Genomic DNA, 16,101 nt, shown 5'->3' with positions numbered 1-16,101 from the left:
TCTATGTATGAAAGCAATTTATCATAATAAAAAGGAGAGAGAATATGAGAAGAACAATCATGATTATTTGTCTCGTTCTAAGTATGGTATGGATTTCCGCATGTACTGCTGGAGTAGGAGAAGGTGAGAGTGGTAGCGCTGTACTACCAAGTCAGTTACCTAAAAATGTAGTGTTTAAAAATGGTACAATCTATACTTCAAATGAAAAGCAAGACATCGTAGAGGCTGTAGCCGTTAAAGAGGGGAAAATTATATTTGTTGGTTCAAACAAGGATGTAGAGGAATTTATAAATGAAGATACGAAAGTGGTGGATTTACAAGGACGTTTTATCCTTCCTGGTTTTGTGGACAATCATAATCATATATTTGAAGCAAAATCACCAGCAGCAGGAAATTGTAGTGTCTCACCAGATGCTTCTCTGCAAAAACAACGCTCGTATTTAAAGGCTTGTAAAAAAGGTGTGAAAGATGGCGAATGGATAAGTGGAACGGGGTTCAGTTTGGAAGCGTTGTTAAAAGATATGGACGAAAAATCAGAGCAACAAACCCCATTACAAGTTCTTGATGAGTTATTTCCTAATAATCCAGTATTAATTATGGAAAGAACCTCCCATTCTGTATGGGTTAATTCAAAGGCACTCGAGTTAGCTGGAATAAATAAAGATACAAAAGATCCACAAGGTGGAAGGATTATTCGGGATTCCGAGACAGGAGAACCGTTTGGTATTCTTTATGATACAGCAGGAGATATCGTGATGGAAAAAGCATGGAATTCTCAACCAAATCTGTTTGAAAAAAATTATGAAGGTTTATTAGACGGTTTAGATGAGGTTGCAAAGAATGGTATTACTACAGTTGGTGATGGACGTCTTTATTGGAAGCGAGGCTGGTTAGACGTTTGGAATAAAGTAAATGACGAAAAAAAGCTAACGTCACGCGTAGTACTTCGACCATGGGTATATCCAAATTTAAACGAAGCAGAACAAATGGAGTATTTCAAAAAAATTAAGCGTGATGATGTGTCATCCCGTATGCTTATTAATCAAGTGAAAATGTATAGTGATGGAATTAGTATTAATAGCACTGCTAAAACACTAGAAAAATATAAATTTGAATGGTTTACAGGAACTCCGTATGGGTTGAATTATATTCCAGAAGAAAAAATGAAATGGTGGTTAACCGAATTAAATAAAATTGGTTACGGTGCACTTATTCATACAATTGGAGATGCTGGGGTAAGAGAGAGTTTAAATGCGATTGAAGCAGCGAAAAAAGAAGGTGCAAACCAGCCTTATACACTTACGCATGTGGAAATGGTAGAAGATAGTGATATAGATCGTTTTGCTAAGTTAGGTATTAGCGCTGATTTTCAAGTAGGTCATGATTTTGCGGAAGATCCAAAACAAAGCTGGGCAAGTACGTATTTTACAAATCAGCAAATGAAACGAATTATGCCGTTAGGGCGAATTTGGAAAACCGGTGCGAATGTATCACTTAGTAGTGATTGGGATGTAAACGAACTGAATCCACTTGTGACGATTTCAAATGCATTAAGCATTGATGAAAAGGGCTTGTCTGATGTATACGCAGCTATTGATGCCTATACAATTAAGCCAGCTAAAGCGTTAGGTCTTGATAACATTACAGGTTCGATTGAAGTAGGCAAATCAGCTGATATGGTATTACTAAATGAAGATATTACTAAAATGAGTGCCGATAAGATTCCGAATGCGAAAGTTTTAGTGACGGTTTTACAAGGAGAAGTAGTGTATCACAAGGAGAAATAAAGAGTCACCTTATAAAGTTGCTACAAGTAAATGAATATATTCCTGTTGACCTTAACACGATGTCAAAGTATAGACTGGACATACATTCATATAAGGGGTGAACACGTATGAGAAATATAGAAAATAGTTTGTATTATATGCCTGCGGAATGGGAGAAACATGAAGGTACATGGCTCCAATGGCCACATGATAAAACACATAGGGGTGAAGGTTACAGAGCTAAGTTAGATGATATTTGGATATCGATGGCAAAGGAGCTTCACTATGGAGAAAATGTCCATATTGTTGTATGTGATGAAGAAGAAAAAATACATGTCCAATCGAAGTTAATGGAAGCTAACGTGAATATGAATAAAATTGATTTCTTAATTCAAGAAACTGATGATATTTGGATAAGAGATAACGGACCAATCTTTGTAAAAGATAAAGAAGGGAACCGCTATCTAACGCACTGGATATTTAATGGTTGGGGAGATAAATATCCGTACGAAAACGACGCTAATATTCCGAATAAAATAAGTGAAATGTATCGCATTCCAAAAGTTGAATCTAGTGTCTGTCTAGAGGGCGGGGGAATTGAGACAAACGGAAACGGGACCTTAATGGCGGCGGAAACGTCTATTATAAATGAAAATCGAAATCCTACACTAAGTCAGAAAGAAATTGAAATGGAGTTAACGAAATATTTAGGAGTAACAAATTTTATATGGATAACTGGTATACGTGGAGAAGATAATTATGATGAAGATACGGATTATCATATTGATGGCGCAGCACGGTTTGTAAATGAAAATACGATATTGTATGAATATGATCCTTTCGGTGAAGGAGAGTCATATCTTTTGGAGGCGTACGAAAAGCATTATCAAGAATTGCGACAAGCAAGAAATATAGATGGCAAGCCATTTCAGCTCATTCCAGTACCAGTAACAAGAAAATTGGTAAAAGAAGCAGATTGTAAAGGATCGTACTTAAATTTTTACATTGGTAATGAAGTTGTATTGGTACCTATATACGGTGATGAACATGATAAATTAGGGCTTCAAATCATTGAAGGTCAATTTCCAGGGAGAAGAATTGTCGGTATATATGTTAACGAATTGTATGCATACGGTGGTATGATTCATTGTGTGACGCAGCAGCATATAGAATAGAGTAATTCAAATAAAAAGCATGCAGAGCATATACTCTGCATGCTTTTTATAATGTTGAAAACTCCTCAACAAGTTGAGTGAATTGTTTCAATGCACTTTCAATCGGTTCTGGCGTAGTTAAATCAACACCAGCTTTTTTCAATAAGTTTAGTGGATAGTCAGAACTTCCACCTTTCAGGAATTCAATATAATTTTTCTGAGCATTCGGATCACCACTTAATAGTTTATCAGCGATTTGAATGGCAGATGCGAATCCAGTTGCATATTTGTATACGTAAAACGGGCGATAGAAATGAGGGATTCTAGCCCATCCGTATTTTACTTCTTCATCAAATACAAGTGAATCACCGTTATATTCTTTAAATAGCTTTTCATAAATTTCACTGAAGACTTGTGCATTTAATGGTTTACCTTGTTCAGCCATTTCATGTGTGATTTTTTCAAATTCTGCAAACATAATTTGTGTAAAGAAAGTACCTTTAAATTTCTCAATAAAATGGTTAATTAAATGGTTACGCACGTTCGTTTCTTTTGCTTCTTTTAATAAATAGTGAATTAATAACACTTCATTTACTGTAGAAGCGACTTCTGCGACAAAGATAGAATAATGTGCAGAAATTCTTGGTTGGTATCCATGTGAATAGTGCGTATGCATACCGTGACCGCATTCATGAGTAAGAGTGAACAGGCTGTTTAAATCATCGTGATGATTTAAAAGAATGAAAGGATGAACGCCGTATACACCAAAGTTATAAGCACCAGAACGTTTTCCTGGTGTTTCTCTTACGTCTATATATCTTTTATCTTTAAAACTTTTTAATGTCTCAATATATTCTTTTCCTAAAGGAGCTAGTGATGCAATCATAATGTCAAATGCTTCACTATATGGGATGTCTTGTTTTGCACCTTCTACTAAATCGACGCCTAAGTCGTATTGTCTTAGTTCATCTACGTTTAATTTTTCTTTTCGAATTTCATTGTATGTATGTAATGTTTGAATGTTTTTTTTCGTTGTATCAATTAGGTTTTCGTATACTTCTTTCGGAACCATATCGCCAAATAATGATTTCTCTAGCGCTGATGGATAGTTTCTTAATTTCGAAACAGTAACATTATTTTTAATAGCAGCGGATAAAGTAGATGCGATGGAATTCTTTAACTGAACATATGGTTTGTAATATGCTTTATAAGCTTCTTTACGCTTTTCACGATTCGTATCTTCTATTAACTTTGCATACATTCCGCGTGTTAAGTTCACTTTTTCTCCATCGTCAGTCGTCACTTCACCAAATAATATATCTGCATTATTTAACATACCAAATGTGTGCTGTGGAGAAGAAAGAGCTTCACCCATTTGTGATAAAATTGCTTCTTGGTCCTTATTCAATACGTGTTTTTTATAACGATATAATTCAAATAAGTCTTCTTTATAATATTGTAAGCCTGCTGTATCTTCTATGTAAGAATGTAATGTGTTTTCGTCTATGCTAAGTAAGAAGGGGGAAAAGAAAGATTTCGCTGCACTTACTTTCACGTGTAATTGTGATACTTTATCGACAAGAGATTGCGCGTCAGTATCGCGTGTATCAAGGTCAGATTGTAATCGTGCATAAGCGAACATTAAAGATATTATGCTAGAAATTTCTTCACTCTTCGTTAAATAAGCTAATAAACTATTGCCATCGTGAATATTGCCATTAAATTCTTGTAATTCCTTCGTTAATACTTCAATTTTATGAAAATCACTTTCCCAATCTTCAATTGTATGGTAAATGTCTGTTAAATCCCATTTTTCTATATCAGCTACTTGTAATCGATCTTTAAGTTCTGTCATAATCATTTCCTTTCTAAACATGTAGTTATATTTCTATATAACTATGAAATACAACAAATTGCAAAAAATCCCTGCTGAAAATTGAAAAGCCTTGCTAAAATAACAAGGCTTACTTACTTATAGTGTAATTCCGAATTTTGAATGTAAAAGGTTTGTATATTGCATGTCTGTAACGGTTTCTTTCGTTTTTTTACCATTTTTCGCTACTGTAAGGCTATCTTTCGTTAAAGAGGCATGCCCATCTTCAGTTAGTTTTACAATAAGAGGTACTTTATTAAAGGGTGATCCTTCATGTTCAACGATAATTTTTTGTGCTGTATTTGCTTTTTCTTCATCCACTTCTTCTATATAAAATGCATAGCCTAACGTCCAATCATCAGCAGAAGATTGATCCAAGAACTCATTGTTTTTCCGCATCTCTAAAATGTAGTTTCCCTTTTCGGTCATTTCTTTACGAATACGATAATCTCCTGTAGCAGAGTGAATGACTTCACCTGAGAAAGGGACAGGGGCAAGAGGTAAGTATGATCCGAATCCTACTTCAATTAAATAAAGTTCATTATGATGTGTTAAAACGGTTGCGATATGGCCAGAATCAACAGCCCATATGGAGTTTGCAGCGTTATAAACTGTTCCTGAAACGAGATGAACATCGAATCCAGAATCTTTCAGGAAGTAATACATAGTAGGATTGAGTTCATAACAAAGACCGCCACGGTTATTTACTAAAATTTTCTCTTTCAAATTTTCTTTTGATATTTCTTTAAAATTCTTTTCGAGAATATTTAAGTTTTCAAAAGGAACAGTTTGTGCCATTGCGTACATAATGTTAGATAAATCTTCAAATGAAACTGTGTCTTTTTCTTCTATATGTAATCGTGCGAAAAATTGTTTTTGAAAGTCTGTCATCGAAATCCCTCCGTTATGCTTTTATAGGTAAATTGTAAACAATCTTGAATAGGATGTGAAATGAAAACTACGTTGAATATTTGAAATTAGATTAAAAATAATATGGGAGAGTGAGAGATTGCTACTTTACTAACGGTGGGACGAATATTATAATAATTCTGATAAACTATGCAAACGCTTTCTTGGAAGGGGATGGTGTACAGATGTTTAAAAGAATAACAATAGTCGGATTGTCAGTTGTTATGTTTTTACCTAGTATATATGAGGGGAGTAAGGCATATGCAGACACAGTTAACAATGGAACGTTAATGCAGTATTTTGAGTGGTATTCTCCGAATGATGGGAATCATTGGAATCGTTTGCGTACTGATGCTGAAAATTTAGCGGAAAAAGGAATTACATCTGTTTGGATACCACCTGCATATAAAGGAACTATGCAAAATGACGTAGGATATGGAGCATATGATTTATATGATCTGGGGGAATTCAATCAAAAGGGCACAGTGCGGACGAAATATGGGACGAAAGCACAATTGAAATCTGCAATTGACGCTTTACATAAGAAAAACATCGGTGTATACGGTGATGTAGTTATGAATCATAAAGGTGGGGCTGATTATACAGAAACTGTCACAGCAGTTGAGGTAGACCCGAGCAATCGAAATAATGAAGTATCAGGTGATTATGAAATTAGTGCGTGGACGGGATTTAACTTTCCAGGGCGTGGAGATTCTTATTCTAATTTCAAATGGAAATGGTATCATTTTGACGGAACGGATTGGGATGAAGGAAGGAAATTAAACCGAATTTATAAATTTAGGGGCATAGGTAAAGCATGGGACTGGGAAGTGTCTAGCGAGAATGGGAATTATGATTATTTGATGTATGCGGATCTTGATTTTGATCATCCAGATGTTGCGAATGAAATGAAAAAATGGGGAACGTGGTATGCGAATGAATTAAATTTAGATGGTTTTCGTTTAGATGCTGTTAAACATATTGATCATGAATATTTGCGCGATTGGGTAAATCACGTTAGACAGCAAACAGGGAAAGAAATGTTTACAGTAGCTGAATATTGGCAAAATGATATCCAGACTTTAAATAATTATTTAGCGAAGGTTAATTATAATCAATCTGTGTTCGATGCACCACTTCATTATAATTTTCACTATGCTTCAACAGGAAATGGGAATTATGATATGAGAAATATTTTAAAAGGAACGGTAGTTGCGAATCATCCTACACTTGCGGTTACTCTAGTTGAAAATCATGATTCACAGCCTGGTCAGTCATTGGAATCTGTAGTGAGCCCTTGGTTCAAACCGTTGGCATATGCATTTATTTTAACGCGTGCAGAGGGGTATCCTTCTGTTTTCTATGGTGATTACTATGGTACAAAAGGAAATAGTAACTATGAAATTCCAGCGTTAAAGGACAAAATTGATCCGATTTTGACGGCACGAAAAAACTTTGCATATGGTACGCAGCGGGATTATTTTGATCATCCAGATGTGATTGGCTGGACAAGAGAAGGTGATAGTGTACATGCTAATTCTGGTTTAGCAACATTAATCTCTGATGGACCAGGAGGGGCGAAGTGGATGGATGTTGGAAAGAATAACGCAGGGGAAGTATGGTACGATATTACGGGTAATCAAACAAATACTGTAACAATTAATAAGGACGGGTGGGGGCAATTCCAAGTAAGTGGAGGATCAGTTTCCATATATGTTCAGCAGTAATTTGGTGATGAAAAAGAAGAGGTAGACTGAAATATAAGTTTTCCTCTTCCTTTTTACATTCTGTATAGTTATAAAAGTATGACACCTTTACTTCTCACGTAACATATAGTATGATGATTTCAATAAATTAGATTTCAATGACTATAATATAACTTAATGAGAGGTGCTTTTTGTGAGTGCGGTAGGTATTAAATAGGAAAAATTTAATGAAATAAATCGGATAAGACCAGGGGATTTTTATGTACATCATAACCCTAATTTTGTCATGCATTTATTTCAAAACCTATGAAGATACCTACAATACTTTATAAAGCGTGTAATAAGGGACTGCCATCTATTTTTTATGGTTTATTTCCTCATATGTTATTACACATGCCTTGTAAATGTAAAAGCTGCGGTATCCCCGCAGCTTTTTTGTATATGTTTTTATTGTATAATTATGGAATTTTATATATGACTCATTGGAATCTAATGAGTAGGTATCTTCATTTATGATAAAAATCAATCATAGTGAGGAGAAACAAAATGAATACGATGACTTTTGAAAAGTTACAATATAACGAATTAAAGGATATAGTGAAATCTTATTGTGTAAGTGGATTAGGTAAGGAATTATTAAACAAATTAGAGCCGAGTACGAGTCTAAAAGTAGTGAGAAATCGCTTGAATGAAACGACGGAAGCACGAGCTATATTAGATGCAGAGGGGCATGTTCCTTTCTTCGGCATTTCTAATATTGCTAGTACAATTCAAAAATTAGAAAAAGGGATGATTTTAGACCCAGAAGAATTAGTAAGTGTTTCAGACTTTTTACGTGGGTGTAGAAAGATTAAAAAGTTTATGTTAGATAAAGAATTTTTTGCACCAGTATTAGCTTCTTATGCAAATTCAATGACTGAATATAAAAGTATTGAAGAGGAAATTAACTTTTCAATTAAAGGAAATAGTATTGATGTAGCTGCAAGTAAAGAGCTAAAGCGAATTCGAAATAATATCGATTCTGTAGATGGGAAAATAAAAGAACGTTTAACGAAGTTTTTAAATAGTAGTGCAAATAAGAAATTCATTCAGGAATTCTTTATTAGTAAAAAGGATGACCGTTATACGATTCCAATTAAATCTTCCTATAAAAATCAAGTTGCTGGAAGTATTATTGAAGCCTCGGCAAAAGGTTCTACTGTATTTATAGAACCGCATACGGTTACGAAATTGAATGCAGAATTAGCAGGTTTGAAAGCAGAAGAAGCGGTTGAAGAGTATCAGATTTTAGCAACTTTATCAGGAATGGTGTTAGAAAACATTTATAGTATAAAGATTAACATGGAGCTAATTAGTCAGTATGATATGGTATTTGCGAAAGCGAAGTTTAGTAAATCGATTGATGGAATAGAACCGAAGTTAAACGATCATGGCTACATTCATTTAGTGAATTGTAAGCATCCGCTTTTAACAGGGCAAGTTGTACCGTTACATTTTAAAATTGGTCAAGAGTATCGTAGTTTAATTATTACAGGGCCGAATGCGGGCGGAAAGACAATTGTGTTAAAAACGATTGGATTGTTAACATTAGCTACAATGTCAGGTCTTCATATTGCAGGAGATAAAGGTACAGAAATCGCTATTTTCGAAAATGTATTCGTAGATATTGGTGATAATCAAAGTATTGAAAATGCACTAAGTACATTTTCGTCTCATATGAAAAATCTTTCTGAGATTATGAGGATGTCAAATAATAATACGTTACTTTTATTTGATGAAATAGGGAGCGGTACAGAACCAAATGAAGGTGCAGCACTTGCAATTTCTATTTTAGAAGAGTTGTACTTTGCGGGATGTATTACCGTTGCGAGTACGCATTACGGAGAAATTAAACGATTCTCAGAAATGCATGATGACTTTATGAATGCAGCGATGCAGTTTAATAGTGAAACGCTAGAGCCGCTTTATAAATTAGTTATCGGAAAATCAGGAGAAAGTAATGCACTTTGGATTGCGAATAAAATGAGCGTAAAAGAACATGTACTGAAAAGAGCGAAAGAGTATATGGGAAATAAAGAGTACGCTTTAGAAAAAGTGAATGAAAGTAAAATTAGAAAACCGAAATTTGTACAAGAAAAAAGAGAATCTCATTATGAGTACAAAATAGGCGATCGTGTTAATTTATTGGATCATGATGATTTTGGTATCATCTATAAGGAAAAAGATAATTTTTATAACGTTGTTGTATATTATAACGGTGAATTCGTTGAAGTAAATGTAAAACGTATTACTTTAGAAGTAGCAGCGAAGGAGTTATATCCAGAAGGATACGATTTAAATACACTATTTGTTGATTATAAAGAAAGAAAAATGCAACACGATATTGAGCGCGGATCGAAAAAAGCACTTCGTAAAATTCAAAAAGAAATAAGAAAGAATAGAGGATAAGTTAAAATGGTAACGATTAGACAAGAACAAAAAAACGATTGTAGAAAAACAGAAGAAGTCGTAAAAGAGGCATTTTCACTTGAAGAATTTAGTGATAAAACAGAACATGAACTTGTAAAACGTATTAGAGAATGTGACGCGTTTGTTCCAGAGTTATCAATTGTTGCGGTAGATGAAGATATAGTTGGTCACATTATGTTATCGAAAATTACAATAGAACAAGATGGAACTTCTGTAGAATCGTTAGCGCTTGCACCAGTTTCAGTTGCTAGGGGTCATCAGAAAAAAGGAATTGGTGGAAAACTGATTGTAGCTGCATTAGAAAAAGCGAAAGAACTTGGATACGGATCAGTTGTAGTATTGGGACATCCAGAGTACTACCCGAAATTTGGTTTTAAGAAAGCAAGTGAGTGGAATATAAAAGCACCGTTTGAAGTGCCTGAAGAGGTATTTATGATAATGGAATTAACAGAAAATGCTCTTCGAGGTGTAAAAGGAATTGTACAATATTCGAGTGCTTTTGCTGAGTAGGAGTACCGGTTAAGAAATGTAATCATAAAAGATGCTATCTTTTTGTATGGATATACAGAAAGATAGCTTTTTTTATTAAGCGGATCTACTGACGTATATTTTGCTCAATGAATAATTGAGGTGGTAAAATTGATATAGAAACGTAAAGGGAGAGAATGAAATGAATAAGCGAGAAACAGATAGCAATGAGAATGCAGTTACGTTATATGTTACAAGACACGGTAAAACAATATTAAATACGAATCATCGCGCGCAAGGTTGGGCTGATTCTCCATTAGTAGAAAAAGGTGTTGAAGTTGCCACAAATTTAGGAACAGGATTAAAAGATATTCATTTTATGAATGCATATAGTAGTGATAGCGGCCGCGCAATTGAAACTGCTAATTTAGTATTAAAATATAGTGAGCAATCAAAATTAAAACTTGAGCAAAGAAAAGATTTGCGAGAATTAAATTTCGGTATTTTTGAAGGTGAAAAACTTGAGAATATGTGGGATGTGGTTGGAAAAGCTGCAGGCGTTGCATCACCAGAAGAACTTATGAAGTTTTCTATTCAAGAAGTGATTAATCTTATTAGAGTAGCAGATCCTACAAAACAGGCGGAAGATTGGGAATTATTTTCTACTCGCATAAAAGCTGAGATAGATAAAATTAGTGAAGAAGCTGCTGGAAATGGTGGCGGTAACGTTTTAGTTGTCGTTCATGGGCTTTTGATTACTACCTTAATAGAAATGTTAGACAGTAGCAAAACAAAACTTGGGGTGGAAAATGCTAGTGTGACGAAGATTGTATACCAAGATGGAACATATACAGTCGAGTCGGTTGGAGATATGAGTTATGTTGCAAAAGGGAAAGAAAGTGTGGAAATATAATTAAATCTCAAATAGAAATAAGAAAAGGAAGGTAGATAAATCTAGCTTCCTTTTCATTTTGTGAATTATGGGATTAATAAAATCTTCCCTGTGCTTTTACGGCTCTCTAATAATTCATGAGCAAGAGCACCGTCTTGTAAAGAGAATGTAGTAGGATTTGAAATGTTTAATTTTCCAGTTGCGATCCAATCGAATAATTGAGTAGATCGTTTTTTACGTTCTTCATAAGTGGTAAGCACGTTCCAAAGGTCTCCACCAGTTAAAGTTTTTGAAGTATCCATAAGCATACGCGGATCAACTGGCGCAGGATTACTACCAGCCATTCCGTAAAATACGACAGTACCGCCAATTTTAGTAGCGTTAAAACTTTCCCCTAATGTAGAACCTACTGATTCATACACAACATTTACTCCAGTTCCATTAGTCATTTCAAGTACTTTCATATGCCATGCTTCGGTATATAAAAATACGTGATCGGCACCAGCTAATGTAGCTATCTTTGCTTTTTCTTTTGATGATGTAAGACCAATTACTGTTCCGCCCTGTAGTTTAATCATTTGAATAAGAAGTTGACCAACGCCACCAGCTGCAGCGTGTACTAAAGCTATATCACCTTGTTTTAGTTGATAGCTATCGTGCGTTAAATAATGTGCAGTTAATCCTTGTAATAAGACAGAAGCGGCTGTTTCAAAAGAAATAGAATCTGGTAGTGGGATTACTTTTTCAGATGGAACGGCAACTAGTTCTGCATTTGCAAATGGGACGTCCGCAAATGCAATACGGTCTCCTAGGTTGATAGTAGTAACGTCAGCTCCTACTTTTTCAACAATTCCAGCTCCTTCATAACCTAATACATAAGGCGGATTGCCAGCAAGATGATAATCGCCGCGGCGTCTATAAATATCAGCGAAGTTTAATCCGATTGCTTTCGTGCGGACAAGAATTTCATTTGGACTTATGATTGGATCGTGTATTTCTTTATAGTGTAGAACATTAGCGTCTCCGAATGTTTCGAAACAAAGTGCTTTCATATGGAATACCTCCATTTATATTGTTTATAGATGTTCTTTATCATACAATACAAATATCAATAGACAAAGAGGATTATTTCGATGGAATCAATCGGAAATATCGATTGAAAAGAGGGATGATAAATGGAAATAAAACAGTTAATTACATTTAAAGTAGCGGCACATACTTTGAACTTTACACAAACTGCGAAGAAATTAAACTTTGCTCAATCGAGCGTGACAGCGCAAATTAAAACGTTAGAAGCTGAGCTTGGTACACCTTTATTTGAAAGATTAGGAAAACGTCTTTTCTTAACTGAAGCAGGTAGGAAGTTTCAACTATATGCCGACAAGATGATTGCACTTAGTAACGAAGCAAAGACGGCTGTGAAAGATGATGAAGAAATAGCAGGTACGTTAATAATTGGTGCACAAGAAAGTCAATGTACATACAGACTGCCTTCTATATTAAAGAGGTTTAAAATACAATTCCCAAAAATAAAACTTATATTTAAACCAGCACATTCCAATAAAGATGCGAAGGAACAATTGATGGAGGGAAAAGTAGATCTTGCATTTATTTTGGATGAGTGTAAAACAGAAGATGTTTTACATGTGGAACCGCTTATGAAAGAAGAATTAAAAGTAGTAGCTGCTCCTACACATCGTTTACTTGAACAGACTACTGCTTCTATAAAAGATTTAGAGAGTGAAACACTGTTACTAACAGAATTAGGCTGCTCGTATCGGACTTTATTTGAAGAGCTATTTCGCTGGGAAGATGTATATCCAGCAAATAAAATTGAATTTGTTAGTGTTGAAGCAATTAAACAATGTGTTATTGCAGATTTAGGTATAGCCGTTTTACCAGCAATAGTAGTAGAAAAAGATATACGAGAGGGGACGATAAAAGAGTTACATTTAGAAAATACAATCTCTCCGATTTATACGCAAATCGCTTGGCATAAAGACAAATGGATGACAGTGCCACTGCGACAATTTATTGATGTAACGAGGGAGTTTTTTGTAACGGATTAAGTGGAGAAATATTTATTTTATATAAAAGAAAAAATGGCAATTTTGTATAAAGAACCGATGCTTGAATATAACAAGTATTGGTTCTTTTATGTTTTAAATATAGAATGCTATAAAATGTGTATTTCTCAACTTTTTTTCTTACAAGGATAAGTAAAATTCTTCGTATATTCCAATAATCATAAGGGAATTTACAACGTTTATTCGTTTCTGTAAGATGCCTCTAGGAAGCGTGAAAGGAGGACTTACATAGCAGTATAGCTTGTCTTTAGTATACGTACTTATTGTGAGGAGGAATTTAAAATGTTTAAAAAGTTAATGAAAGTATGCGTGTTAAGTGCGGCAAGTATAGGTGTATTATTTAGTTTTCAAGGAAGTACATTTGCAGCTACTGATTTAAGTAGTTATTATGACGGGAAAAATCCAGCAACAACGAAAGTATACGGGGGAAGTACAACGTGTGATGCAGATGGATTTAATGCAAAGTCTACAGCAGTTTATGAAGGTAGTAAAAAAGTAGGGACAGTGTATTTACGTTACAGTAATAAATGTCATGCAGCGTGGTCTAAGCTTGTTTTAGATCAACCAGCTCCTTCTGTTTCTGGAGGGGTATATGCTTACGCTGTTATTAATAAATATAAAAATGGTGTATTCCAAAAATCAGTAGACTCTAATAGTGGCAATGGGGCAATTAAAACAGGACAAACGAGTACGTATACAGGAATGGTGTTTGATTTAACTGCTGATTTTGGTTATACAGCTGATGCCGAAGCGGTGACGATTAATAATGGTTACGGGAAAACAGCACGTTATTAATAAAGGAGTGGAATTCTATGAAGTTTTTTAAAAAGGTAAGCGCATGTCTTTGTCTGGCATTGCTCATCGTAACTAGTGTGTTTAGTACGACCAATAATGATAAAGCATACGCGGAAGACCATTCATATGATGGGAAAAGTCCTTATTATAATAGCTGTGATCAATCCGCAGTAACGAAAGAAAAGAAGTGGATTGATTCAAATTCTTATGTGGAATTAAAATTTAGCACGACGTGTAAGACAGCATGGGCAAAAGTTACTGTAACTCGCCTGGCAGTTTATAATAATGAAGCTGATGCAAGGATTGTTAGAAAAACAGATGGAAAGGCATACACTTGCGGAAGTGCTGGAGGAAATGGTGTTGTAAATAAAGGGCAAACATCATGCTATACGCCAATGGTATATGATTTAGATCCAAGAAAAGCGCAAGCGCAGGGGAAACATGCAATTCCGAATAGTGATGCATATAATTATGCGGAGACTATTTGGTATTGATACGATTATACATGTTTTAAGAGCTGTTATTTGATATAAAAATGAAAGAGCCTTACTGCATTTTATTGTGGTAAGGTTCTTTAAATTTGTTTAATAGATTAAGTGCATCCATTTACAAAGGTCTCTCTATATAATCGCTTTTAAGTATGGCCATAATAATTTCATCTGAGTATGTATCGTTATAAAATAAAGATTGACGTAAGGTTCCTTCTTTTACAAAACCAACTTTTTCATAAGCTTTAATTCCGCGTAAATTATGGCTAAATACTTCTAACTGTAAACGATTTAATGATAGTTGTTCAAAAACAAATCTTAAAACTATTTTAATAGCTTCAGTTCCATAGCCTTGTCCTGTTAATGCTATTGAAAGCATTGATATTCTGAATCCTGCTCTTTTGTTCTCCTCATCGATATCTAAAATCGACAACTCTCCAATCATCTTGTCAGTACTTTGTAAACAAATAGCGAAATCATAGCGACTTGAATCATTATTTATATGATCTATATGTTTCGTAATTTGCTCCAATGAAAAAGTGGACTTAGTTCCAGTCATATATCTTATTTCATCAACCATTGTACTTTCTAATATAATAGGAGCATCTAGCTGACAAAGAGGCCTTAAATAAATTCTTTCGCTCTCTAATCTCATTATAATTTTCTCCTTTAGTTAGTAATTGAATGTATAAATACTTAAACTTTCTTCAATGAGTCACATAAAAAATATGAATCTTAATTCGATGTTACATGAATTTTATAATGGCATGGTATACCTAAAACAAATAATAAATGTTTTATACACAACAAAATGTATCAACGAGTTTTTTGATCATACTATTATTCTTGCTGCTCATTCCGCTTTTAAATGAACACGAATGTATTAACTAAGGTCTGTATCAGGAGGAGTATATCCAAGATGCCTAGCCATTGATACAATTTGTCCTTTATGATGAAACTCATGAGTCTCTGTATGAGTTAAAAGCCATAGCGGAGTTGTACTCCAAGGCTCTTTTTGCCACTTTACTTCATTTGCAATATTTTCGAGCCAACGGTCATTGTATTCATCTAAAAAACGTTGTACAGTCTCATCTATTAATTTAAATCTAGCACGGACTTTCGCGACATCTGCATGCTCAATTTCGTAATCGCTAGCAAATGAAAAATCTGCTCTTTTTTGCTTGAATGCGAATGATCCAAGCCAGTATCGATAGCAATCGGCTACATGAATATGAGTCTTTATAATGCTACCGCTTCCGAAATTAGAAACTGTGCTATGTAATTTTTCTACTGGGATTTCTTCCAAAAACGAAAATAGAGTTTCTCTTGTAGAGCTAATAAGATTATATTGTTGTTTTAAAATATGTAACATGCAAGTACACTCCTCTTTTATTAACATAGTAAGTAATTCTATATTTACGAGGAGTGAACCTTTTTATTATTTTTAATAAGCATATTAGATGTATTTCTTATTTGTTTCTGATAGATTAAACA

14 protein-coding genes are annotated in these 16,101 nt (G+C 34.4%); 9 read left to right on the top strand and 5 right to left on the bottom strand.

Annotation, left to right across the window (positions count from 1 at the left end; genetic code table 11):
- Positions 1 to 44: 44 nt before the first annotated feature.
- Together ACTL4X_RS17270 and ACTL4X_RS17265 are read left to right on the top strand one after the other, a co-directional pair.
- A complete protein-coding gene (locus tag ACTL4X_RS17270; protein WP_001254972.1) occupies positions 45 to 1,787 on the top strand; it encodes an amidohydrolase in 1,743 nt (580 codons plus the stop codon).
- Between the two features lie 107 nt (positions 1,788 to 1,894).
- Positions 1,895 to 2,941, top strand: coding sequence for an agmatine deiminase family protein (locus tag ACTL4X_RS17265; RefSeq protein ID WP_001244204.1), 1,047 nt, complete (start codon positions 1,895 to 1,897; stop codon positions 2,939 to 2,941).
- Positions 2,942 to 2,987: 46 nt separating this feature from the next.
- Here the strand turns inward: ACTL4X_RS17265 and pepF are convergent, their stop codons facing one another.
- Complete coding sequence (gene pepF / locus ACTL4X_RS17260; RefSeq protein ID WP_086401975.1) at positions 2,988 to 4,775, bottom strand: oligoendopeptidase F; 1,788 nt, start codon at positions 4,773 to 4,775, stop codon at positions 2,988 to 2,990.
- Between the two features lie 117 nt (positions 4,776 to 4,892).
- A complete protein-coding gene (locus ACTL4X_RS17255; RefSeq protein ID WP_000129193.1) occupies positions 4,893 to 5,684 on the bottom strand; it encodes an arylamine N-acetyltransferase family protein in 792 nt (263 codons plus the stop codon).
- Positions 5,685 to 5,887: 203 nt separating this feature from the next.
- On the opposite strand from ACTL4X_RS17255, the gene amyS reads away from it, so the two are divergent.
- From amyS to ACTL4X_RS17235, 4 genes are all read left to right on the top strand, one after another.
- On the top strand, positions 5,888 to 7,429 hold the full coding sequence (gene amyS / locus ACTL4X_RS17250) for an alpha-amylase (protein WP_000476410.1): 1,542 nt from the start codon (positions 5,888 to 5,890) through the stop codon (positions 7,427 to 7,429).
- A gap of 525 nt (positions 7,430 to 7,954) precedes the next feature.
- A complete protein-coding gene (locus tag ACTL4X_RS17245; RefSeq protein ID WP_086395296.1) occupies positions 7,955 to 9,856 on the top strand; it encodes an endonuclease MutS2 in 1,902 nt (633 codons plus the stop codon).
- A gap of 6 nt (positions 9,857 to 9,862) precedes the next feature.
- The gene (locus ACTL4X_RS17240) at positions 9,863 to 10,387 is read left to right on the top strand and encodes a GNAT family N-acetyltransferase (protein ID WP_086395297.1); all 525 of its coding nucleotides are present in this window, start codon (positions 9,863 to 9,865) and stop codon (positions 10,385 to 10,387) included.
- Positions 10,388 to 10,547: 160 nt separating this feature from the next.
- Positions 10,548 to 11,258, top strand: coding sequence for a histidine phosphatase family protein (locus tag ACTL4X_RS17235; RefSeq protein WP_001042044.1), 711 nt, complete (start codon positions 10,548 to 10,550; stop codon positions 11,256 to 11,258).
- A gap of 65 nt (positions 11,259 to 11,323) precedes the next feature.
- Here ACTL4X_RS17235 and ACTL4X_RS17230 read toward each other — a convergent pair whose 3' ends face one another.
- Positions 11,324 to 12,289, bottom strand: a complete 966-nt coding sequence (locus ACTL4X_RS17230; protein WP_086395298.1) for a quinone oxidoreductase family protein — start codon at positions 12,287 to 12,289, stop codon at positions 11,324 to 11,326.
- A 123-nt stretch (positions 12,290 to 12,412) separates the two neighbouring features.
- Between ACTL4X_RS17230 and ACTL4X_RS17225 the strand changes: the two genes are divergently transcribed.
- The 3 genes from ACTL4X_RS17225 to ACTL4X_RS17215 all read left to right on the top strand — a co-directional run bounded on the left by ACTL4X_RS17225 (position 12,413) and on the right by ACTL4X_RS17215 (position 14,613).
- On the top strand, positions 12,413 to 13,306 hold the full coding sequence (locus ACTL4X_RS17225) for a LysR family transcriptional regulator (protein WP_086395299.1): 894 nt from the start codon (positions 12,413 to 12,415) through the stop codon (positions 13,304 to 13,306).
- Positions 13,307 to 13,606: 300 nt separating this feature from the next.
- Positions 13,607 to 14,119 carry a DUF2690 domain-containing protein gene (locus tag ACTL4X_RS17220; RefSeq protein WP_000473735.1) on the top strand — a complete coding sequence of 171 codons (513 nt, stop codon included), beginning with the start codon at positions 13,607 to 13,609 and terminating at the stop codon, positions 14,117 to 14,119.
- Between the two features lie 17 nt (positions 14,120 to 14,136).
- Positions 14,137 to 14,613, top strand: a complete 477-nt coding sequence (locus ACTL4X_RS17215) for a DUF2690 domain-containing protein (RefSeq protein WP_086395300.1) — start codon at positions 14,137 to 14,139, stop codon at positions 14,611 to 14,613.
- Between the two features lie 112 nt (positions 14,614 to 14,725).
- Here the strand turns inward: ACTL4X_RS17215 and ACTL4X_RS17210 are convergent, their stop codons facing one another.
- Together ACTL4X_RS17210 and ACTL4X_RS17205 are read right to left on the bottom strand one after the other, a co-directional pair.
- The gene (locus tag ACTL4X_RS17210) at positions 14,726 to 15,262 is read right to left on the bottom strand and encodes a GNAT family N-acetyltransferase (RefSeq protein WP_086395301.1); all 537 of its coding nucleotides are present in this window, start codon (positions 15,260 to 15,262) and stop codon (positions 14,726 to 14,728) included.
- A 228-nt stretch (positions 15,263 to 15,490) separates the two neighbouring features.
- Positions 15,491 to 15,979, bottom strand: a complete 489-nt coding sequence (locus ACTL4X_RS17205; protein ID WP_086395302.1) for a DinB family protein — start codon at positions 15,977 to 15,979, stop codon at positions 15,491 to 15,493.
- Positions 15,980 to 16,101: the final 122 nt, after the last annotated feature.

This window comes from Bacillus sp. RE35, from assembly GCF_052146655.1.
GTDB lineage: Bacteria > Bacillota > Bacilli > Bacillales > Bacillaceae_G > Bacillus_A > Bacillus_A cereus.
The sequence above is the reverse complement of the archived record's forward strand: the minus strand, read 5'-3'. Positions and strand labels throughout refer to the sequence as shown.

Bases quoted from the DNA above. Each gene is read 5' to 3' on its own strand.
- ACTL4X_RS17270 (WP_001254972.1), top strand. From the start codon at position 45: ATGAGAAGAACAATCATGATTATTTGTCTCGTTCTAAGTATGGTATGG.
- ACTL4X_RS17265 (WP_001244204.1), top strand. From the start codon at position 1,895: ATGAGAAATATAGAAAATAGTTTGTATTATATGCCTGCGGAATGGGAG.
- pepF (WP_086401975.1), bottom strand. From the start codon at position 4,775: ATGACAGAACTTAAAGATCGATTACAAGTAGCTGATATAGAAAAATGG.
- ACTL4X_RS17255 (WP_000129193.1), bottom strand. From the start codon at position 5,684: ATGACAGACTTTCAAAAACAATTTTTCGCACGATTACATATAGAAGAA.
- amyS (WP_000476410.1), top strand. From the start codon at position 5,888: ATGTTTAAAAGAATAACAATAGTCGGATTGTCAGTTGTTATGTTTTTA.
- ACTL4X_RS17245 (WP_086395296.1), top strand. From the start codon at position 7,955: ATGAATACGATGACTTTTGAAAAGTTACAATATAACGAATTAAAGGAT.
- ACTL4X_RS17240 (WP_086395297.1), top strand. From the start codon at position 9,863: ATGGTAACGATTAGACAAGAACAAAAAAACGATTGTAGAAAAACAGAA.
- ACTL4X_RS17235 (WP_001042044.1), top strand. From the start codon at position 10,548: ATGAATAAGCGAGAAACAGATAGCAATGAGAATGCAGTTACGTTATAT.
- ACTL4X_RS17230 (WP_086395298.1), bottom strand. From the start codon at position 12,289: ATGAAAGCACTTTGTTTCGAAACATTCGGAGACGCTAATGTTCTACAC.
- ACTL4X_RS17225 (WP_086395299.1), top strand. From the start codon at position 12,413: ATGGAAATAAAACAGTTAATTACATTTAAAGTAGCGGCACATACTTTG.
- ACTL4X_RS17220 (WP_000473735.1), top strand. From the start codon at position 13,607: ATGTTTAAAAAGTTAATGAAAGTATGCGTGTTAAGTGCGGCAAGTATA.
- ACTL4X_RS17215 (WP_086395300.1), top strand. From the start codon at position 14,137: ATGAAGTTTTTTAAAAAGGTAAGCGCATGTCTTTGTCTGGCATTGCTC.
- ACTL4X_RS17210 (WP_086395301.1), bottom strand. From the start codon at position 15,262: ATGAGATTAGAGAGCGAAAGAATTTATTTAAGGCCTCTTTGTCAGCTA.
- ACTL4X_RS17205 (WP_086395302.1), bottom strand. From the start codon at position 15,979: ATGTTACATATTTTAAAACAACAATATAATCTTATTAGCTCTACAAGA.